The 20,682-nt window shown below is 69.1% G+C and carries 12 protein-coding genes and 3 pseudogenes; 5 read left to right on the top strand and 10 right to left on the bottom strand.

Going from position 1 to position 20,682, the window contains the following annotated elements; all coding sequences use genetic code 11:
* Positions 1–45 precede the first annotated feature (45 nt).
* Complete coding sequence (locus BTZ20_RS07900; protein WP_077040979.1) at positions 46–528, top strand: carboxymuconolactone decarboxylase family protein; 483 nt, start codon at positions 46–48, stop codon at positions 526–528.
* On the opposite strand, the gene BTZ20_RS27840 is transcribed toward BTZ20_RS07900, so the two are convergent.
* From BTZ20_RS27840 to BTZ20_RS07915, 4 genes and pseudogenes are all read right to left on the bottom strand, one after another.
* The gene (locus tag BTZ20_RS27840) at positions 525–884 is read right to left on the bottom strand and encodes a TetR family transcriptional regulator C-terminal domain-containing protein (RefSeq protein WP_223263768.1); all 360 of its coding nucleotides are present in this window, start codon (positions 882–884) and stop codon (positions 525–527) included. The two genes, BTZ20_RS07900 and BTZ20_RS27840, sit on opposite strands and share 4 nt — an antisense overlap.
* A complete protein-coding gene (locus BTZ20_RS27845) occupies positions 788–1,096 on the bottom strand; it encodes a TetR/AcrR family transcriptional regulator (protein WP_223263674.1) in 309 nt (102 codons plus the stop codon). Before BTZ20_RS27845 ends, BTZ20_RS27840 begins: the two co-directional genes overlap by 97 nt.
* 28 nt (positions 1,097–1,124) lie before the next feature.
* A pseudogene (locus BTZ20_RS07910) lies at positions 1,125–2,242 on the bottom strand (agmatine/peptidylarginine deiminase).
* Positions 2,243–2,308: 66 nt separating this feature from the next.
* Positions 2,309–2,785 (bottom strand): annotated as a pseudogene (locus BTZ20_RS07915) (NAD(P)H-dependent oxidoreductase); the annotation flags it as partial.
* A gap of 73 nt (positions 2,786–2,858) precedes the next feature.
* On the opposite strand from BTZ20_RS07915, the gene BTZ20_RS07920 reads away from it, so the two are divergent.
* Both BTZ20_RS07920 and BTZ20_RS07925 read left to right on the top strand, forming a co-directional pair.
* Positions 2,859–3,038: a hypothetical protein gene (locus BTZ20_RS07920; RefSeq protein ID WP_077040981.1), complete on the top strand. Its 180-nt coding sequence runs from the start codon at positions 2,859–2,861 to the stop codon at positions 3,036–3,038.
* A gap of 33 nt (positions 3,039–3,071) precedes the next feature.
* Positions 3,072–3,878 (top strand): tyrosine-protein phosphatase, encoded by an 807-nt coding sequence (locus BTZ20_RS07925; protein ID WP_077040982.1) that lies wholly within the window; start codon positions 3,072–3,074, stop codon positions 3,876–3,878.
* On the opposite strand, the gene BTZ20_RS07930 is transcribed toward BTZ20_RS07925, so the two are convergent.
* The 6 genes from BTZ20_RS07930 to BTZ20_RS07955 form a co-directional block, all read right to left on the bottom strand.
* Positions 3,871–4,206 carry a hypothetical protein gene (locus BTZ20_RS07930; RefSeq protein WP_077040983.1) on the bottom strand — a complete coding sequence of 112 codons (336 nt, stop codon included), beginning with the start codon at positions 4,204–4,206 and terminating at the stop codon, positions 3,871–3,873. The two genes, BTZ20_RS07925 and BTZ20_RS07930, sit on opposite strands and share 8 nt — an antisense overlap.
* Positions 4,206–4,622 carry a DUF1707 domain-containing protein gene (locus BTZ20_RS07935; protein ID WP_077040984.1) on the bottom strand — a complete coding sequence of 139 codons (417 nt, stop codon included), beginning with the start codon at positions 4,620–4,622 and terminating at the stop codon, positions 4,206–4,208. Before BTZ20_RS07935 ends, BTZ20_RS07930 begins: the two co-directional genes overlap by 1 nt.
* A gap of 76 nt (positions 4,623–4,698) precedes the next feature.
* Positions 4,699–6,486 (bottom strand): acetyl/propionyl/methylcrotonyl-CoA carboxylase subunit alpha, encoded by a 1,788-nt coding sequence (locus tag BTZ20_RS07940; RefSeq protein WP_077040985.1) that lies wholly within the window; start codon positions 6,484–6,486, stop codon positions 4,699–4,701.
* Positions 6,487–6,674: 188 nt separating this feature from the next.
* Complete coding sequence (locus BTZ20_RS07945) at positions 6,675–8,087, bottom strand: condensation domain-containing protein (RefSeq protein ID WP_077040986.1); 1,413 nt, start codon at positions 8,085–8,087, stop codon at positions 6,675–6,677.
* A 106-nt stretch (positions 8,088–8,193) separates the two neighbouring features.
* Entirely contained in the window at positions 8,194–8,607 is a 414-nt protein-coding gene (locus BTZ20_RS07950; RefSeq protein WP_077040987.1) for a SufE family protein, read from the bottom strand.
* Positions 8,604–9,500, bottom strand: a complete 897-nt coding sequence (locus tag BTZ20_RS07955) for a sulfurtransferase (RefSeq protein WP_077040988.1) — start codon at positions 9,498–9,500, stop codon at positions 8,604–8,606. The genes BTZ20_RS07950 and BTZ20_RS07955 overlap by 4 nt, the downstream gene beginning before the upstream one ends.
* 460 nt (positions 9,501–9,960) lie before the next feature.
* Between BTZ20_RS07955 and BTZ20_RS28970 the strand changes: the two genes are divergently transcribed.
* Both BTZ20_RS28970 and BTZ20_RS28975 read left to right on the top strand, forming a co-directional pair.
* The gene (locus BTZ20_RS28970) at positions 9,961–12,444 is read left to right on the top strand and encodes an AMP-binding protein (protein WP_077040989.1); all 2,484 of its coding nucleotides are present in this window, start codon (positions 9,961–9,963) and stop codon (positions 12,442–12,444) included.
* Positions 12,396–20,591: pseudogene (locus BTZ20_RS28975) on the top strand (amino acid adenylation domain-containing protein); the annotation flags it as partial. The gene BTZ20_RS28970 and the pseudogene BTZ20_RS28975, both read left to right, overlap by 49 nt.
* Positions 20,592–20,682: the final 91 nt, after the last annotated feature.

Genomic DNA, 20,682 nt, shown 5'->3' on the forward strand with positions numbered 1-20,682 from the left:
ATCACTGTGACGGACGAAAACCCGGACAACACTGGAGGGGTCATTATGCAGGCACGAATGGGAAACCCGGCAATGGTGGTTCCCGGCGCGATGGAAGCATTGCTGGCGCTCGGCAAGGCGAGCGAGCAGGGCACCGTTCCGAAGAGCACGCACGAGCTGGTCCATCTGCGGGCCAGCCAGATCAACGGCTGCAGCGTCTGTGTCGACATGCACGCCCGCGAGCTGAAGAAGGGCGGCGAGTCGGACGAGCGGGTGTTCGCCGTCGCGGCGTGGCGGGAGGCTCCGTACTTCACCGACGCCGAGCGCGCCGCGCTGGCGCTGGCCGAGGCGGTCACCCGGCTCAGCGATCGGGCGGACGCGGTGCCGGACGAGGTGTGGGACGAGGCGGCGGATCTCTACGACGAGCAGGAGCTGGCGTCGCTGATCCTGTCGATCGCCACGGTGAACGTCTGGAATCGGGTCAACGCCGCCACCCGGCAGATCGCGGGGGCCTGGGGTAGGAGGGCGTCTCGCCGGTCGCGGCGCTAGATCGGGCCGAGCTCGACGATGATCGCGCCGGCGAGGAGTTCGCGCGCTCGATCGAGGGCCATCGAGCCGCTGAGCCAGCGTTCGCTCAGGCCCTCGACGAGCGAGGTGAGGCGTTCGGCGGCGTCGGCGGGGTTGGCCTCCGGGTCCGCGCGACCGGCGGTCTGCGCTCGGCGGATGAGGGTCTCGGCATCGTGCGCCCACGCCTGTGTGGTCGCACGGAGCGGTTCGCGCAGGTCATCGGAGAAGACTGCGCTTGCTCTCAGCTCCCCCAGGCAATGCTGTTCTCCCGAACGGCGGTGGTGCCCTGGATCTCCAGCAGAAGCATGTGTTCGAGTTGAGTGCGCGGGTCGGTCGATGCGAACGCGTCCCCGGCGTAGCGCTCGGCCCGATCGTTGATGTGCTCGAGGGCACTCCGCAGGATGCCGGCGCGGTCGTGGAAGTGGTAGTAGATCAGTGCGGTCGACACACCGGCCTCGGCCGCGAGTTTCTCGACCCGCATCCCGCGCACGCCCGCCTGGGCGATCACGCGGACCGCGGCTTCCATGATCTGTGTTCGACGGTCGGGCACGAGTCCTCACTTTACGGATGGTCGGTTCCTACTCGGGCTCCTGCTGGGTGGTGCAGTGGATGCCACCGCCGCCCGCGGCGATGGCGTCGATGTTGATCTGCACGACCCGCCGGTCGGGGAAGAGGCGCTCGAGCTCCTGTCGGGCGGCTCCGTCGGCCTCGGGATCACCGAACTCCGGTGCGATCACGGCGCCATTGCAGACGTAGAAGTTGATGTATCCGGCCGCGAAGTCGTCCGACTCGAACTCCGGCCGGACGGTGGACGGCGCCTCGAGGACGACGACTTCGAGCCTTCGGCCCTGCGCATCGGTTGCGGTCTCGAGAATGTCGAGATGGCGTGCGGTCACGTCGTGATCGAACGAGTCCGGGTCCGGGTCGAACCCGGCAACGACCACCCCTGGGCGGGCGAAGCGGGCGTAGAAGTCGGTGTGACCGTCGGTGATGTCCTTGCCCGCGATGCCGGGCAGCCAGATGATCTTCTCGAGCCCGAGCAGCGGGCCCAGTTCGGCTTCGACGTCCGCCTTCGACCATCCCGGGTTGCGGTTGTTGTTCAGGACGCAGCTCTCGGTGATGATCGCGGTTCCCTCACCGTCGACCTCGATCCCGCCGCCCTCGAGGATCAGATCCGTTGGCAACGATTCGACGCCCGCGCTGGCGGAGACGAAGCCCGCCACGCGCGCGTCCCGGTCGTAGTCCTGCTTCTCGCCCCAGCCGTTGAAGTTGAAGTCGATCCCGGCCCGCGTTCCGTTGCCCTTGACGAACACCGGACCGGTGTCGCGCATCCACAGGTCGTCGAGTGGGGCGGCGAGGAGCTCGACCGGGGAGGGCCGATGAGCTCGCGGGCGAGGTCGAGTTCGTCCGGGCGGACCAGCATCGACACGGGCTCGAACTGCGCGATCGTCTGCGCGATCGTCGCCAGGTTCCTGCGAACCTCCGGCAGCAGGGCGGCTCCCCAGATCTCCTCGCTCGCGCCGAACGCCATCCAGGTCCGCTTGTGGGGCTGTCCCTCCTCCGGCATCACCCACGTGCGTTGATCATCATCGCCACTGCCTCCGGAGGCGGAGGAGTATGCGTCGTCGTCGCAGCCGCTCAGGAGTAGGCCGCCGAGCGCGACCGCGCTCGCCTGGATGAACCGACGTCTCTGCATCTCGATGACTCCTAGATCGATGTCTCTTCGCACTGACCAGCAAATCATACCTGACTGAAATTTCAGTCAATACTCAGCTCGGGCCTCGTGGTCCCGATCGAAGACGAGCTGCGCGCGTCGCGCCATGTCGGCGCCGATCTTGTTGCCCTCGGCGATCAGGTGTTCGTGCACGTGCGGATCCGCCGTCTCGGCGTCGAAGAGCAGCCGCACGGACGATTCTTCGATCCGGGAGTATCCGGCGATACCGTGCTGCAGCTGGGTGGTCATCGCCTCTCGGGGGCCGCGCCGATCGTAGGTGCCCTCGTCGACGGCGGCGACCCCGACGAAGTGCAGCTGGTCGATCGCGCTCGGACCGCCGTCCGGGCCGTCGTCGTAGGCCCAGCCACGGGTGAACACGCGGTCGATCCAGCCCTTGGCCAGGGCGGGCATGGCCCACCAGTACACGGGGAAGAGGGCGACGACCACGTCGGCGGAATCCAGTAGTCGCTGCTCGCGCAGCACGTCTGCGGGGATGGCGCCCGCCTGCCGGTAGTGCGCGAGATCCTGTTCGCCGAAGACGGTTCACGATGTCCGATGCCTGCTGGCATCGGGTCTGACGTTGTCTGAGGCGGCCTCGATGCTGCACATCGTGTGCGGTGACGAGCCGAACGCTCCAGCGGGCGAGCGCGAGGCCGTACTGGTCAAGCGCGACGAACGGAGTCGGCAGTTGGACGCTGCCATCGCGCGACTGATCGCCGAGAAGGCGGGCATCCATGAAATCCGTTCAAACATCGAACGAAATTACGGGCGGGTCTGAGAGCGGCGCGGGGCCGTGGTCTACCGTGCTGGTATGAGCACTCCTTCCACGGTCGGCGCCGCCATTCCCATCGCTTCGGTGCCCAACCTGCGCGACATCGGCGGCTACCAGACGGCGGACGGGGCCCGGGTCCGGACCGGCGTCGTCTACCGGTCGACCGACCTCGGGCGCGTCGCCGACGGTGACGTCGCCGCGTTGGACGCCCTCGGGATCACCACGGTCTTCGACCTGCGGACCGAGTCCGAGCGGGAGCTGCTGCCCGACCGGGCCCCGAGCGGCGCGAAGGAGGTGGCGCTGGACGTCCTCGCGGACACCGATCCGAGCGCGGCCCCTGCGATGATGCAGCACATCCTCACCGATCCGAAGGTGGCGGAGCAGCTGCTCGGCACCGGCGACACCAACGAATTCCTGCTCAAGGTCTACGGGGAGTTCGTCACCCTGCCCAGCGCGGTCTCGTCCTACCGCACGCTGTTCACGGACCTGGCGCGGGCGCAGAGCACGCCTGCGCTGATCCACTGCACCACCGGCAAGGACCGGACGGGCTGGGCGTCCGCCTCGCTGCTGCTGTTCCTGGGGGTCAGCGAGGAGGACGCGTTCGCGGACTACCTGCTGACCAACGAGCAGCTGCTGCCCTCGTTCGAGCCGGTCTTCGACAAGTTCCGTGCCGCGGGCGGCAGCCCGGACCTCCTCCTGCCGATCCTCGGTGTGCGCAGGCCCTACCTCGAGGCCGCGATCGAGCAGGTTCGTTCCGGCTTCGGTGACTTCGAGAGCTACTTCGCGGACGGTCTCGGGATCTCGGCGGCGGACCGGGAGACGCTGCGCACGAACCTGCTCACGTAACCGTCAGCTCCAACGCGCCCTCGGCGAACCTGCGGATGACCGTCGTCGCGGTGCTCAGCGCGTCCTCGTGCCCGGCGCGGGCCCAGCCGGCCAACACGGCCCGTCGCCCGTCCAGGGTCAGGCCCACCTCGGCGAGCAGCTCGCCGGTATTCGGTTGGCATACCGCCCATGAGTAGTGCTCGTCGGACGCCCACTGCGCGGTGCGGGTGGCGACGTAGTCCGGGTCGTCGATCCCGCCGTCGGCGAGCGCGGGCCGGTCGTCGACCCGCTCGTCGGCGCGTAGCGCGCGCAGGTACCAGGCGCCCGCGTTGACCTCGATCGGTTCCATCAGTCGCGGTCCTCTCGGTCGTTGCGCCGATCACGACGCCGGCGTTCCTTGCGTTCGCGGTCGGTTCCGAAGAGCAGGGCGCCCGCCGCGGGGACGGCCAGGAACCACAGCCAGCTGCCGGTGACGAAGAACAGGATCAGCGCGGCGATCGGGATGACGGCCATCAGCCGGCCGGACCAGTCCGGCTGGAAGCGACGTTCGGCAGGCGCGGGCGCTGTGGCGGCAGGGACCGCCGTCGTTGGCAGATCCGCGAACACCTGGTCGAGCTGACCGCGGGTGGTGGCGGCGGCGATCACTGCGCTGCGCTCGTCGAACTCGGTCACCGTCAACCTGCCGTCGCTGAAGTGGTCACCAAGCTGCGCGAGCGCCTGCTCACGTTCGGCGGTGCCGATGCGGATCTCGGGAAGGTCTGCCATGGCATCAGGATAATGTGCGCACAGCACTGCGCCCCCGGTTGCCTGGGCAACCGGGGGCGCAGTGAGAGTGCTTGTGCTACTTGAGCTCAGCGAGGACGGTGCCCTGGGTGATGGCGGCGCCCGGCTCGACGGCCAGTCCGGTCACGATGCCGGCCTTGTGCGCGTTGACGGGGTTCTCCATCTTCATGGCCTCGAGCACGGCGATCAGATCGCCCTCGGCGACCTCCTGGCCCTCCTCGACGGCTACCTTGACGACGGTGCCCTGCATGGGGGCCGTCACGGCGTCACCGGAGGCGGCTCCGCCCGCGCCGCCGCCACGCTTGCGCGGCTTCGGCTTCTTACGGGTCGCGCCGTTGGTGGACCCGCCGCCGCCGAGCGAGAACTGCCCGGGCAGCGACACCTCGACGCGGCGCCCGCCGACCTCGACCACGACGGACTGACGCGGCAGCGCCTCATCCTCGTCGAGCGCCTCACCGGCGGTGAACGGCTCGACGGTGTTCTTCCACTCGTTCTCGATCCACTTGGTGTAGACGTCGAAGCTCTCGCCGTTGCCGATGAACGCGGGGTCCGAGACGATCGCGCGGTGGAACGGGATGACCGTGGCGAGACCCTCGACGGTGAACTCGGCGAGCGCGCGACGCGAGCGGGCCAGGGCCTCCTCGCGGGTGGCGCCGGTGACGATCAGCTTGGCCAGCATCGAGTCGAACTGGCCGCCGATGACGGAGCCGGACTCGACGCCGGAGTCCATGCGGACGCCGGGTCCTGTCGGGGGCACGAACTTGGTGACCGGGCCGGGGGCGGGCAGGAAGCCGCGGCCTGCGTCCTCGCCGTTGATCCGGAATTCGAAGGAGTGGCCGCGCGGGGTGGGATCCTCGGTGAACTCGAGGACCTCGCCGTTGGCGATCTTGAACTGCTGCTGCACGAGGTCGATGCCCGAGGTCTCCTCGGTGACCGGGTGCTCGACCTGCAGGCGGGTGTTGACCTCGAGGAAGGAGACGGTGTCGCCCTGCACCAGGAACTCCACCGTGCCGGCGCCGTAGTAACCGGCCTCCTTGCAGATGGCCTTGGAGCTGGAGTGGATGCGCGCGCGCTGGTCGTCGGTGAGGAACGGCGCGGGCGCCTCCTCGACGAGCTTCTGGAAACGGCGCTGCAGCGAGCAGTCGCGGGTGCCCGCGACGATGACGTTGCCGTGCTGGTCGGCGATGACCTGGGCCTCGACATGGCGGGCCTTGTCCAGGTACTGCTCGACGAAGCACTCGCCGCGACCGAAGGCGGCGATGGCCTCACGGGTGGCGGACTCGAAGAGCTCCGGGATCTCCTCGATGGTCTGGGCCACCTTCATGCCGCGGCCACCGCCGCCGAAGGCGGCCTTGATCGCGACCGGGACGCCGTACTGCTTGGCGAATTCCACGACCTCGTCGGCGTTCTTGACCGGGTCCTTGGTGCCTGCGGCCATCGGGGCCTTGGCGCGCTCGGCGATGTGCCGGGCGGTGACCTTGTCGCCGAGGTCACGGATGGACTGCGGCGAGGGGCCGATCCAGATCAGGTTGGCGTCGATGACGGCCTGAGCGAAGTCGGCGTTCTCGGAGAGGAAGCCGTAGCCGGGGTGGATCGCGTCGGCACCGGACCGCTTCGCTGCGTCGAGGATCTTGTCGAACACGAGGTACGACTCGGCGGATGTCTGGCCGCCGAGGGCGAAGGCCTCGTCGGCAAGGCGCACGAACGGCGCGTCGGCATCCGGCTCGGCGTACACGGCGACGCTGGCCAGGCCTGCGTCTGCTGCCGCCCGGATCACACGCACGGCGATTTCGCCGCGGTTGGCGACGAGCACCTTGGTGATGTGCGCGCTGGCATGACTGGGCACTGAGCCTCCTGTTTGTCGCAAGGGGTACCCGCTGTTCGATCCCCTTCCGGGGGTCGTACCCGGCGGGGTGGTTACGGGCATCACATCGGAGTGTAGGCATCGCCCACCGGCCCGATGTAATCGGATAGCGAATTCGTCGCGATGGCCCGGCGGGCCGGCCAAACACTACTGACCAGTAATTCTTCCGGTCACCGGGTGATGTGGTCCGCGAGCGTGCAGGTACCGGTGCCCACGACCTCCTCCATCAGGTTCTTGAGCCGGCCGAGATAGCGGTGCACGTTGGCCGCCGCCTCACCGGTGTCGGGATACCGGGCGGCGATGTTCACACCCCGAGGGGTGCGGTTGACCCAGATGTGCACGTCGTGCTCGTACTGCTTGCTCCGCAGGGCCCGCGCGTTCCATTCCGGCCACTGCGTCGCCGCAGGAACGAAGCGCAGATCCATGTAGGAGACGACGAATCGCGGCTTGGCCGCGGTGGTGAGGACCTCGCTGACGCGTTCGTAGGGATACCGGGCCGCGGGCTTTGCCGCCGCGATCTGCGCCTGCGCACGCGCCGCCAGTTCGCCGAACGACTGGGCGCCGTACACGTCGAAGCAGATCGGGCCGAGTCCCACATACCAGCCGACCGACCCGGCCAGCTGCGGGTCGTTCCTTGTGTGCATCGGGGTGACCGCCTCGAATCGCGGCTCGCCCGCGAGCTCGGCGCCGACGATGCCGAGGCACGCGAGGGTGCCCGCGAAGAAGCTGTGCCCGAGTTTGCGGCAGGCGAGCGTGAACGCGTCCGCGCCGTCTGCGTCGAGCGCCCACGCGGACACGCCGCTCTGCGGCACAGGGCCGGGGTCGGCGGCGCCGATGTCGAGCGGGAACTCGGGCAGTGCGCCACCGCAGTGATCGAGGGTCGACCGCCACAGTTCGACCACCGGGTGCCCGGGGTCCAACTCGGCTGCGGTGTCCCGTTCACGGGCCCCGAAGTCCACGTAGCTGCCCACCGGGAACAGGTCGGCGTCGATGCCGTCGCGGGCCTGCCGGTAGAGCGCCTCGATCTCCTGCGCGACGATCACGACGGACAGGCCGTCGATGATCGCGTGGTCGGCCGCGAGGAACACGGTGAAGCGATCGTCGGGGCCGGGCGGCACCAGCGTGGCGAAGGCATACGAGGGCCAGGACAGCGGGGACGTGCAGCCGTCGAATAGCTCGGCCAAATCGGCGTGGTTCTCTGCACCGCTGGTCCGGTAGCCGTGGCTGCGGGCGGTGACCCGAACCCGCCCCGTCTCGATCGTGTGACGGCTGACCGCGCCCGTGGTCGGGCTGATGCTCGCGTGACTTCGCAGCGCCTCGTGCCGGTCGATCCACTCGTTCAGCGCGTGTGCGAGGGCCGCGGTGTCGAGCTGTCCGGTGATCTCGAATGCGGTCCCGAGCCACGATCCGTGTTCGGGACCGGTGGTGCGGGTGGCCTGACGCAGGCGAGCCTCGTGCACGTACGACGCGGGCCGGGGATCGTCGAACCAGGGTGACGATCCGTCGTCGAAGGGCGCGGACGGGAGCCACTCGGTGAGGGTGCCCGCGGAGATGGGGTAATCGGAGAGTTCGGTGAATTCCATTGGCAACATCCAATTCTTGCGAGTGGTGTGCTGATGGATGGGTGGGACAACACTGACCCGCCCGTCCGGGAGTCTACCGGCGGGCGGGTCGGTGTGCAGGTCTCGATCAGTCCGTGAGGTGTCGCTTGATGCGTGTCAGCATCGCGGACATCCCGCGGAGCCGGAGCGGGCTCACCGCCTCCGCCAGGCCCAGTGCCGAATAGAAGTCGGCGGGGACATCGAGAATCGCCTTGGCGCTCTGGCCGTCGAGGCCCTGGTGGAGGATCGACGCGAAGCCCCTCGTCGTCGGCGCCTCGGGCGGGGCGCTGAAGTGCAACCGCACGTGCTCCCGGTCGGCGGCGTCGACCGAGAGGAACAGCGGCGACTGGCACTCGGGGACCGGTTCCATCGCCGCCTGCTCGAGCTCGGCTGGCAGATCGGGGAGTTCGCGGCTGAACTCGAGCAACAACTGCAGCTTCTGCTGACCGTCGACCGCGGCGAAGTCGTCGACGATCTCGGCGAGGGGTTCGGGCAGACTCATGCGGTCGCCGGGACCTCTCCGGGCTCCTCGCCCTTGGAGATCGGGACCCGCACCGCGTTGCCCCACTCGGTCCAGGAGCCGTCGTAGTTGCGTACCTTGTCGAAGCCGAGAAGGTGGGTGAGCACGAACCAGGTGTGGCTCGACCGCTCGCCGATACGGCAGTACGCGACCACGTCGTCGGTCGGTGCGTAGGCGGCGTAGATCTCCTCCAGTTCCGCGCGGGAGCGGAACCGGCTGTCCGGCGCCGCGGCCTTTGCCCACGGGATCGACGCCGCGGTCGGGATGTGGCCGCCGCGGAGGGCGCCCTCCTCCGGGTAGTCGGGCATGTGGGTGCGCTCACCGGTGTACTCCTGGGGCGAGCGGACGTCGATCAGCGGTCCCTTGCCCAGGTGTCCGAGGACGTCGTCCTTGAAGGCGCGGATGGCGGCATCATCACGCTCGACCACCGGGTAGTCGGTGCGCGGGTTCTCCGGCACGTCGAGCGTGGTGCCCCGGTCCTCCGCGATCCACGCGTCCCGACCGCCGTCGAGCAGTCGCACGTCCTCGTGGCCGAAAAGGGTGAACACCCACAGCGCGTAGGCAGCCCACCAGTTGCTCTTGTCGCCGTAGATCACGACGGTGTCATCGCGGCTGATGCCCTTGCGGCTCATCAGGTCCGCGAAGGCCTCTCCGTCGATGTAGTCGCGGGTCACCGGATCGTTGAGGTCGAGGTGCCAGTCGATCTTCACCGCGCCCGGGATGTGGCCGACGTCGTAGAGAAGCACGTCCTCGTCCGACTCCACGATCTTGACGCCCGGTGCGCCGATGTGAGCGCCCAACCATTCGGAGGTGACCAGTCGTTCGGGATGGGCGTACGCCGCGAAGGAGGGGTTCGGGTCGGGCGCTACGGGCACTGGGGATCTCCTGACGAGGCGGCAAATGGGTCGCCGTCGATTCTAAGCTGACGGCGCCGGGTGTGCCGCCCGCGCCGACGTCGATCGGCGCCGTCCTCGCGCGGGATGAAGTGTATAGTTCGCGGTTTCGGACTCCGGCGCAGCGCCGGTCGAAGTATCGTCGTTCGGCGCCCTGTGGCACGTTGACCTGCATCGATTCGATGTCGAACCGATCGGAGGGCGCCCGTGTTATTTGTCGGATAATTGGACCATTCGCATGCGCGATGCCCTCGGTGTCTCGTAGTCTCCCGCACAGACACGCGCCGATCCGCGTGCGTAATTCGCGTGCCCAGCACTCGCCATCGGCACTGAAGGACCCCGCCGCAAACCACACATTGCCTACACATCGCCCCATCAACTGGACACTTGCCTAATCGCCGAGTCTCTTCGGGCTTAGCAATCATCTCGAGAGGTTCTACCCGTGGTTCCTGCACGCGACGCTGTCCGTGAGTCCGATCCCCGCCACTCGCAGCCGCAGCTGGATGCGGACCCCTGTGCCGAGGCGTTCCCGCTGTCGGCTGCGCAGCGTGGGATCTGGTTCGCGCAGCACCTGCTGCCGGACGTGCCGATCACGATCGCCCAGTGCGTCGAGGTGGTCGGTGACCTCGACGTCGAGACCCTGCGGGCCGCGGGAGCCCTCGGTTCGCGGGAGATGGGCACCGGGATGCTGCGGATCGTCGAACACGACGGCGAGCCCGCCCAGGTCGTCGATGAGACGCTCAACGACCAGATGAAGGTCATCGACCTGCGGTCCGCGGCCGATCCGGCCCGGGCGGCCGAGGACTGGATGCGCGCCGAGTACAGCGCTCCGATCGACCTGTTGACGGACCGGTTGATCGAGTCCGCCGTCCTGCGGCTCGGGGACGACCACTACTACTGGTACGCCCGCATCCATCACATCGTGCTCGACGGATTCGGCGCGATGACGTACATGAACCGCGTGGCCGAGCTGTACACGGCGGCAGCCGAGGGCAGGCCCGCCGCCGAGCTCACGGCCAGTCCCGTCCGAGAGATCTGCGAGGACGAGGCTCGCTACCGGGAGTCCACCCGATTCGCCAAGGACCGCGAGTACTGGACGGAGCGGACCCGGGACCTGCCCGAGCCGATCAGCCTCGCCGCCAGCACCGCGGCGGTCGGCGCCTTCTCGTTGGTGGCGGGCGGGCCCATGGCCGCTGCGACCGAGGCAGCCATGGAGGGACAGGACTCCCAGTTCACACCGACCGCCATCGCTGCGGTCGCGGCCTTCCTGTCCCGGCTGACCGGCGAGAGTGATGTCGCGCTGAGTCTGCCCGTGTCGGCCCGGACGACCGCCAGGATGCGCCGATCCGGCGGCATGGTCTCCAACGTGATCCCGCTGCGGGTGACGGTCGGCAACGAGACGACCGTCTCGGACCTCGTCTCCCAGGTGCAGTTGGAGCTGACCGGGGCGCTGCGCCATCAGCGCTACCGCCACGAGGACATTCGGCGCGGACTCGGCTCCGGAGCGGGACAGCGTGGATTCTTCGGTCCCGCGATCAACATCATGATGTTCCACAGCGAGATCCGCCTGGGTGCCCTGATCGGGCAAATGCGGGTCCTGACCACCGGACCGGTCGAGGACCTGTCCGTCAACATCTATCCGAGCGTCGCCGGGAGCCGGCCCCACATCGACTTCGAGGCGAACCCGAACCTGTACACCGCCGAGGACCTGGATGGGCACCACGCGCGGTTCCTGGAGTACCTCACGCAGTTCGCCTCGGCCGATCGTGCCGCCCTTGTGTCCGATCTGGACGTGCTGCACGACGACGAGCGCGCGGAGTTGGTGCCGCTGCGTGGGCCCGCGGCCGCCGATGCACGCCTGCTGCCGGACCTGTTCGCGGACGGTGCGACGGCAAATCCCGACGGCCTCGCGATCGTCGCAGGCGAGGATCGGGTCAGCTACCGCGAACTCGATGCCCGGTCCAACCAGCTCGCTCGGCTGCTGATCGACAGCGGCGTCGGCCCGGAGTCGTTCGTGGCGCTCTCCTTCGCCCGATCGGTCGAGGCGCTCGTGGCAGTGTGGGCCGTGGCGAAGTCCGGTGCGGCCTTCCTGCCCATCGACCCGGAACTTCCCGTCGATCGCAAGTTGCACATGGTCACCGACTCCGGCGTCCTGGTGGGGCTCACCACGGCGGCACAGCGCGGTGTGTTGCCGTCCTCGGTCGATTGGCTGGTCACTGACGACGAGGAGACGACCGCCCGGTACTCGGTGCTGCCGACGGATCCGGTCACCGACGCGGACCGGCGACGTCCGCTGCGCACCGGAAACCCGGCGTTCGTCATCTACACCTCGGGATCGACGGGGCTGCCGAAGGGCGTGGTGGTCACCCACGCCGGTCTGGTCAACTTCGCGGCCGCGGCGCGGCAGGAGCTGGGGATCTCCTCGGCCTCCCGGGTGCTGCGTTTCTCGTCCGCCAGCTTCGACGCCTCGGTGTTCGAGATGCTGCAGGCATTCACCGCGGGCGCAACGATGGTGGTCGCCCCGCCCGAGGTGTACGGCGGCGAGGACCTCGTGGACCTGCTGCGATCGGAGCGGGTCACCCACATCATCTCGGCGCCGACCGTGCTCGGGTCGGTCGACCCGAAGGGTCTCGTCGATCTGCAGGCGGTGGTCGTGGGTGGCGACGTCTGCACCCCGGACCTGGTCGGGAAGTTCGCCGACGTCTGCCGGTTCACCAACAGCTATGGGCCGACCGAGACGACGATCGTCATCACGACCGGACGCCCGCTCTCGGTGGGCGATCGGATCACCATCGGTGCGCCGATCCAGGGTGCGAGCGCCCTTGTGCTCGATCGTCTGCTCCGCCCGGTGCCGGTGGGGCCGTTGGTGAGCTGTACCTGGCCGGCCCGGCGCTCGCCCGCGGATACCACGATCGGCGGGGGCTGACCTCCGACCGTTTCGTCGCGAACCCCTTCGCGGAGCCCGGTTCTCGGATGTACCGGACCGGCGACGAGGTCAGGTGGACGCCCGATCACGAGCTGATGTTCGTCGGACGCGCCGACCACCAGGTCAAGATTCGCGGATTCCGGATCGAGCTCGGCGAGATCGACGCCGCGTTGACGTCGCAGGACGGGATCGACTTCGCGGTCACCATCGCGCACGAGCGCAGCAACGGCGCGATCGCGCTGGTGTCCTACGTGCGTCCCCGGACCGGTCACGCGGTGGATCCGGCCGCTGTCATCACCCGCGCAGGGGAGTTCCTCCCCGGTCACATGCTGCCGTCCGCGGTGATGGTGATCGATCACGTCCCGCTGACCACCGCGGGCAAACTGGATCGGCGCGCGTTGCCGATCCCCGTGTTCGGCACCGCAACGGCGGAGTACCGCGAACCGGTCACCGAGGCCGAGAAGCTGATCGCGGAGGTGGTGTCGGAGCTGCTCGGCGTCCAGCGCATCGGTGTCGACGAGTCCTTCTTCGCGGTCGGCGGCGACAGCATCATCGCCATCCAGCTCGTCGCGCGGGCCAAGGCGCGTGGACTGCGGTTCTCGGCGCGGGACGTCTTCGAGCGCAAGACAATCGCCGAGATCGCGAAGATCGCGATCCAGGTAGAGGGTTCGGAGAACACTGCGCTCGAGGAGCTCGCAGGCGGGGGCATCGGAACGGTGCCGCTGACGCCGATCGTGCACTCGATGCTCGACCGCGGCGGCCCTGGCACGTTCTTCCAGGCGATTGCCCTCACACTGCCCGACGGAGTCGACCACGTTTCGCTGACCGCAGCCGTCGCCGCGCTGACCGATCGGCACGACGCGTTGCGCGCGCGGTTCCTGCCCGACGGCGATGGCTGGGTCTTCGAGACCCTGGCCGACTCGCTCGACCAGGAGCGGCTGCTGCGCAAGGTCACCGTCACCCCGGCCGGCATGGCCGAAGCCCTGCTCGACGAGTGCGAGACGGCTGCGGGCCGACTCGACCCCGCCGGCGGAATCATGATCCAGTTCGTATGGCTGACAACGGAATCGGCAGATCGGCTCCTGATAGTCGCCCACCACCTCGTCGTCGACGGGGTGTCGTGGCGCACCATCGTCCCCGACCTCGCGCAGGCGTGGATGCAGGCTTCCGCGGGCGCAACACCGGAGCTCGCGCCGATCGGGACCTCGCTGCGCAGGTGGGCCCACGGCGTCGCCGATTCCGCCGCCGCGAAGACGTTCGCCGGCGAAATGGACTACTGGACGGGTGTTCTCTCGGGTCCGGACCCGGCGCTCGGCACCAGGGACCTCGATCCGGATCTGGACACGGTGAAGACAGCAGGCCGGGTGCGGGTGGAGCTGACCACCGCCGTCACCGAATCCCTCCTGACCACCCTGCCCGCTGCCTTCCGGTGCGGAGTCAACGAGGGGCTGATCTCCGCACTCGCAGTGGCGGTGTCGGCATGGCGCCGGGATCGCGGGCTCGAGTTGCCCTCGCTCCTGCTGAACCTCGAGGGCCACGGCCGCGAGGACGAGGCCGTCGCCGGTGCTGACCTGTCGAGGACGGTGGGTTGGTTCACCAGCCTGTTCCCTGTGCGTTTGGACCTGACCGGGGTTGATCTCGCCGACGCCGTGGACGGGGGCGACGCGGCGGGCGCAGTGATGAAGGCCGTCAAGGAGCAACTGCACGCGGTTCCGAATCGCGGTGTCGGGTTCGGTGTGCTGCGCTACCTCGACGAGGTGACCTCTCCGGTTCTTGCGTCATTGCGCGTGCCTCAGGTCAGTTTCAACTACCTCGGACGCACCGGCGCGGCCCAGGTGCCCGAGTCGATGCGGGGTCTCGGGTGGATCCCGGACCCGGACGCGCCGGACCTCAACGCCGCCAGCGGTTCCGATCTGACCGTCGGGGCGGTGGTGGACGTCAACGCGGTGGTCGACGACGGAGTCGACGGGCCGCGGCTCTCGGCGACCTTCGCGTTCCCGACCGGACTGCTGACCGCCGACGAGGTCGCCGAGCTCGCCGGCCTGTGGCAGCGTGCACTGGTGGGGCTCGCGGCGCACGCCGAGCGGCCTGCCGCGGGCGGATTCACGCCCTCGGACTTCCCGCTGGTCCGGGTGGGCCAGGCCGAGATCGAGCGGTGGGAGAGCCGGTACCCACTGCTGTCCGACGTGTGGCCGCTCTCGCCGCTGCAGCGCGGCCTGCTCTTCCATGCCGAGCTGTCGGAGCAGACGGTGGACGTGTACACCGCACAGCTGAGGCTGAACCTGGCGGGGGTCGTCGATTCGAGCAGGCTACGTTCCGCCGCAACGGATCTGGTTCGACGCCACGAGAATCTGCGTACCGCGTTCGGCTACGCGGAGGACGGTTCCGCCGTGCAGATCGTGGTCGAGCGCGTCGACCTGCCGTGGCGGGAGGTGGACGTCCGCGCGCTGCCCGAGCACGAGCGCGACGTGCGCCTGGAGAAGCTACTGGACGACGAGCGGACCGCTCGGTTCCCGATGGACAGCCCGCCGCTACTGCGGATCCTGTTGGTGCGCACGGCGCCCGAGCGGTACGTGCTCGCCATCACCAATCACCACATCCTGCTCGACGGTTGGTCGATGCCGCTGCTGGTGCGAGAACTGTTGATCTCGTATGCCGCGGGCGCCGACATCACGGGCCTGGCCCGGCCGCGCTCATATCGCGAGTACCTCGCCTGGCTGGCCGAGTGTGACACCGCGGCTGCACACGAGGCGTGGGGTCGCGCGCTCGACGGCGTCACCGAACCGACCCTGCTCGCGCCTGCCCGGCTGCCGGGGGAGCAGGGGCCGCTGCCCGAGGAGTTGGTCGTCGAGCTGCCAGCCGGGCTCGAGGACGCGATCGGCCGGGTGGCCCGCGAGCGCGGGGTGACCGTGAACACGGTGATCCAGGCGGCGTGGGGTCTGCTGCTGGCCCGACTGCTCTCCCGCGACGACGTCACCTTCGGCGCCACCGTATCCGGACGCCCGCCGCAGCTGGCAGGCGTCGAGTCCATGCTGGGCCTGTTCATCAACACCGTGCCCGTCCGCGTCCGCGTCGACCAGGACGAGTCGGTCTCGGACTTCCTGTCCCGGCTGCAGTCCGACCAGGCGGACCTGCTCGATCACCATCACGTCGGACTCGGTGACATCCAGGCTGCGGTCGGTCTGGGGGAGCTCTTCGACACCTTGACGGTGTTCGAGTCGTATCCGGTCGACAAGTCCGGATTCGACGAGAACACCGACATCGGTGGAATGCGGGTGCTCGACCTCGACGCACACGACGCGACGCACTTCCCGCTGACGCTGATGTCGATCCTCGACCCGCAGCTGCGACTGAACCTGCGGTACAGCCCGCTGTCCTTTGACCGGGATGCTGTGACGCTGTTGGCTTCCCGGCTGATCCGCATCTTGGACACGATGGCGGCGCACCCTGCCCTTGCGATCGGGGAGATCGACCTCTTCGCCGAGGGCGAGCGGGACCAGATGCTCGAATGGTCGCGGGGCGATCGCCTGCCCGCCGAGGTCCGGTCCCCGGTCGCGCTGTTCGGTGCGCAGGCGGACCGGCGAGCCGATGCCGCGGCCGTGGTGGCGGGCGATCAGTCGCTCTCGTACCGCGACCTCGACCGTCGGTCGACCGCGCTCGCCCATGATCTGATCCGGCGGGGCGTCGGTGCCGACGACGTGGTGGCGCTGTTGCTGCCGAGGTCGGTGGAGTGGATCGTCGCGATGCTGGCGGTGTGGAAGGCAGGCGCGGCCTACGCGCCGATCGACCCGACCTATCCGGTCGAGCGGATCGAGTCGGTCATCGAGAACAGCGGTGCGCGATGCGTGGTGAGCGGGTCGGCGAGGCAGTTGCAGGTCGCGGTCGTCGCGTTGGACGAATTCGCCGCACCGGAAGGCGAGGTGTCGCGCCCGGCCGATCGGTGGCGGGAGCCGGGTGCCGGCCTCCGGTTGGGATACGTCATCTCCACCTCGGGTTCGACGGGTAAGCCGAAGCCCACGCTGGTGCCGATGGCGGGCATCGAGAACACGCTCGCGTGGTACCGCCGTCTGCTGCCTGCCGAGGGCGGGCTGCTGGTGGCGTCGTCGCCGAGCTTCGACCTGACCCAGAAGAACGTGTGGGCCGCGCTGACCGAGGGTCGCACGATCCATCTGGCAGCGGACGTTTTCGATCCGTGGGACATCCTGCGGGTCGTCGGACGCGGCGGTGTCACGGTGGCGAACATGTCGCCGAGCGCGTTCGAGGCAGTCGTGGACACCGATGCCGACGGCGTCCTGTCCGGGCTGGACCTGGTGGTCCTCGGTGGTGAGTCGATCAGGGTCGGCAAGATTGCGGCACTGATGAATTCGGATCTGCGGGTGGTGAACAGCTACGGGCCGACGGAGGCGTCGGACGTGGTCTCGTGCCACCCGGCGGCGGTCTCGGACGTGGCCACTGTGCCGATCGGATCTCCGATCGCGAACCTCGACCTCTATGTGCTCGACGACCGGTTGCGGCTGGTCCCGCCCGGGGTTGCCGGTGAGCTCTACGTCGGCGGCGTCGGTGTTGGCCGCGGCTACGGGGGTCGGTTCGACCTCACCGCGGATCGGTTCGTGGCCAACCATTTCGGGGAGCCCGGCGAGCGGATGTACCGCACCGGTGACCTTGTTCGCTGGAATGGTGAAGGGCACCTGGAGTACATCGGCCGGTCCGACTTCCAGGTCAAGCTGCGCGGGCAGCGGATCGAACTCGGCGAGATCGAGGCGGCGCTGACGCGCGGCGAGACGGTCGGTCAGGCCGCGGTGGTCCTGTGCGGCGGCGGGGGCGGCGAGTACCTCGCCGGATACGTGGTGCCCGCGCCGGGCGAGGAGATCGACCGGGCGGGCGTGCTCGAAGCACTTGGACGCGACCTGCCGGCGTACATGGTGCCGTCGGTGCTGGTCGTCCTCGACGAACTCCCGCTGAACGCGAACGGCAAGCTCGATCGGAAGGCGCTGCCGGAACCCGAGTTCGCGGGCGCAGAATTCGTCGCCCCCGTCACCGCCACCGAGATCGTGGTCGCCCGGATCAGTGCGGAGTTGCTCGGGAAGCCTCGGGTCGGCGCGTCCGACAACTTCTTCGACCTCGGTGGCAACTCGTTGCTCGCAACGCGTCTGCTCGCGCGGCTCGACTCGGAGCTGGGCGTGCGGGTGAGCGTGCGGGATCTGTTCGAGTCGCCGACGGTGTCCGCGCTCGCCGCCGCACTGGACGACGCCGTAGGAACGGGTACCCGCCGACCGCTGGTCCGGGTGCAGCGTCCGGAGCGGATCCCGTTGTCACCGGCGCAGTCTCGGATGTGGTTCCTCAACCAGTTCGACACGGACTCCGGTGCGTACAACGTCGCGGTCGCGCTGCGGTTGAGCGGCACGCTCGACATCGAGGCGCTGCGGGCGGCGATCGCGGACGTGGTGGGGCGGCACGAGTCGCTCCGCACCCGGTACCCGGATTCGCTCGACGGCCCCAGCCAGGTGATCCTCGCCGCGGGCGACACCGATGTGGAGTTGCCGGTCGCCGCGGTCACACCGGCGGAGCTCGCGGATCGACTCCTCGCGGAGATGGCAGGCGGGTTCGACGTCACCGCCGCGCCGCCGGTCCGGCTGCGCCTGTTCCGGGTGGCGGCCGACGAACACGTGCTCTCGATGGTGGTGCACCACATCAGCATCGACGCCTGGTCGATGCAGGCCCTGGCGCGTGACGTGATGGTCGCCTTCGGTGCCCGCGCGCACGGACTGGAGCCGGGATGGGGGCCGCTGGAGGTCCAGTACGCGGACTACGCGTTGTGGAAGCAGGAGATCCTCGGATCGGAATCGGACCCGCAGTCGCTGGTCGCGCGCCAGCTCGGGTACTGGTCGCAACGACTGGCGGGCATGCCGGACCTGCTGGCGCTGCCACACGACCACCGCCGCCCCCCGACGCCGAGCTACCGGGGCGCCGCGGTGCCCTTCACCATCGACGCCGATGTCTACCACGGAGTCCGGGAGATCGCGCGGCACGCCAACGCCACGCCGTTCATGGTGCTGCACGCGGCGTTGGCGGTGCTGCTCGCCCGGTTGAGCGAGTCCACCGACATCGCCATCGGCACCCCGGTCGCGGGCCGCGGCGAGTCCGCCCTCGACGACGTGGTCGGCATGTTCGTCAACACCCTGGTGCTGCGCACCGAGGTGGGCGGGGCGCGCTCGTTCGACCAGCTGGTCGGCGAGGTCCGCGCGGTCGACCTCGCCGCGTTCGGGCACGCGGACGTGGCGTTCGAGCGTCTGGTGGAGGTCGTCGCACCGGCCCGTTCCACCGCGCACCACCCGCTGTTCCAGGTGGTCTTCGCCTTCGAGGACCTGCCCGTCGACGGGTTCGCCCTGCCCGGTCTGCAGATCGGGCGGGAGCCGCTCGACGTCGGGGTCGCCAAGTTCGACCTGCAGTTGACGGTCAGTGAGCTGCTGGACGCCGAGGGCGCGGCCGCCGAGTTCGTCTATGCCACCGACCTGTTCGACGAGCAGACCGTGGTGGCCATCGCCGCACGTTTCCTGCGGATCCTCACCGCCGCGGTGCGCGATCCCGCGGCGCCGGTCGGCGACATCGAGATCCTCGATGCGGCCGAGCGGGAGTCGCTGCTGGAGCTGGGCGGCGCACCCTCGCGCCCCGAGCTGCCCGCGCCGACCCTGGCGTCTCTGCTGGCCGACGCCGTCGCAGCCAACCCCGACGGGCACGCGCTGGTGTTCGAGGGGACAGCTCTGTCCTATGCCGAGTTGGATGCGCGCTCGAATCGTATTGCGCGCGAACTGATCGGGATGGGGGTCGCCCCCGAGTCGTGCGTGGCGGTTGCCCTCGAACGGTCGATCGAATCGGTCACGGCTGTGTGGGCGGTGGCCAAGGCCGGTGCCGCGTTCCTGCCTGTGGATCCGACGTACCCGGCCGAGCGGATCGAGCACATGCTCTCGGATTCGGGTGCTGTTGTCGGTGTGACCGTCGGACGGAACCGTCCGGCGATCAGCGATGCGGTGCACTGGCTGGTGCTCGACGACGTGACGGCAGTCGAGCGCATCGAGGGCAGGTCGTCGGCGCAGATCGCCGACGGTGACCGCCTTGGCGCATTGCGGCCGGAGAACCCGGCGTACGTCATCTACACATCCGGTTCAACGGGCGTCCCGAAGGGCGTGGTGGTGAGCCACGCAGGCCTCCGTGCCTTCACCGACGATCAGCGCGGCCGGTACGGGGTGCGGACCGATTCACGGACACTGCATTTCGCGTCGCCCAGCTTCGATGCGTCCGTCCTGGAGCTGATGCTCGCGGTGGGCGGCGCAGCCACGATGGTGGTGTCGCCAACGCACGTCTACGGCGGCGAAGCCCTCGCCGACCTGCTGCGCGAGCAGCGGGTGACACACGCGTTCGTGACCCCCGCGGCCCTGGCCACTGTCGATCCGGCCGGGCTCGAGCAACTCGAGGTCGTCGTCGTCGGCGGTGACGCCTGTGAGGCCTCACTGGTCGAGCGGTGGGCGCCGGGCCGACGGATGTTCAACGCATACGGGCCGACCGAGTCGACGGTTGTCGCGGTGCACTCGGACGCGATGGTCGCGGGTCGGCCGGTGGCGCTGGGTGGTCCCGTCGTTGGCACCGATGTCGTGGTGCTGGACGCCCGGCTGCACCCGGTGCCGGTCGGTGTCGCGGGAGAGCTCTACCTGTCGGGAGCCGGGCTCGCGCGCGGCTATCACGCGCGGCTGCCGCTGACCGCCGAGCGGTTCGTGGCGAACCCGTTCGGTGACGCGGGGACTCGGCTGTACCGGACCGGTGACCTGGTGCGGTGGTCTCGGGAGGGGACACTCGAGTACCTCGGACGGACCGATGCCCAGGTGAAGATCCGGGGCCACCGGATCGAGTTGGGTGAGATCGACGCCGTGCTCTCCGCTCATCCGGACGTCGATTTCGCGGCGACGGTCGGATTCGACGGCCCTGCCGGTGGCCGGTCGCTGGTCGCGTATGTGTTGCCGCGGGCGGGCGCCCCGGTGGAGACCTCCGCGTTGACGAGTTTCGTGCGCGATCGGTTGCCGGAGTACATGGTGCCTGCATCGGTGACGGTGCTCGAGGCGGTGCCGTTGACGCCGGGAGGAAAGCTGGATCGGAAGGCATTGCCTGCACCGGTGTTCGAGGTACGCGAGTACCTGCCTCCGCGCACGGCCACCGAGCAAGTGGTGGCCGACATCTTCGCCGAGG

Origin of the sequence: Rhodococcus sp. MTM3W5.2, assembly GCF_001984015.1 — a bacterium.
GTDB lineage: Bacteria > Actinomycetota > Actinomycetes > Mycobacteriales > Mycobacteriaceae > Rhodococcus_G > Rhodococcus_G oryzae.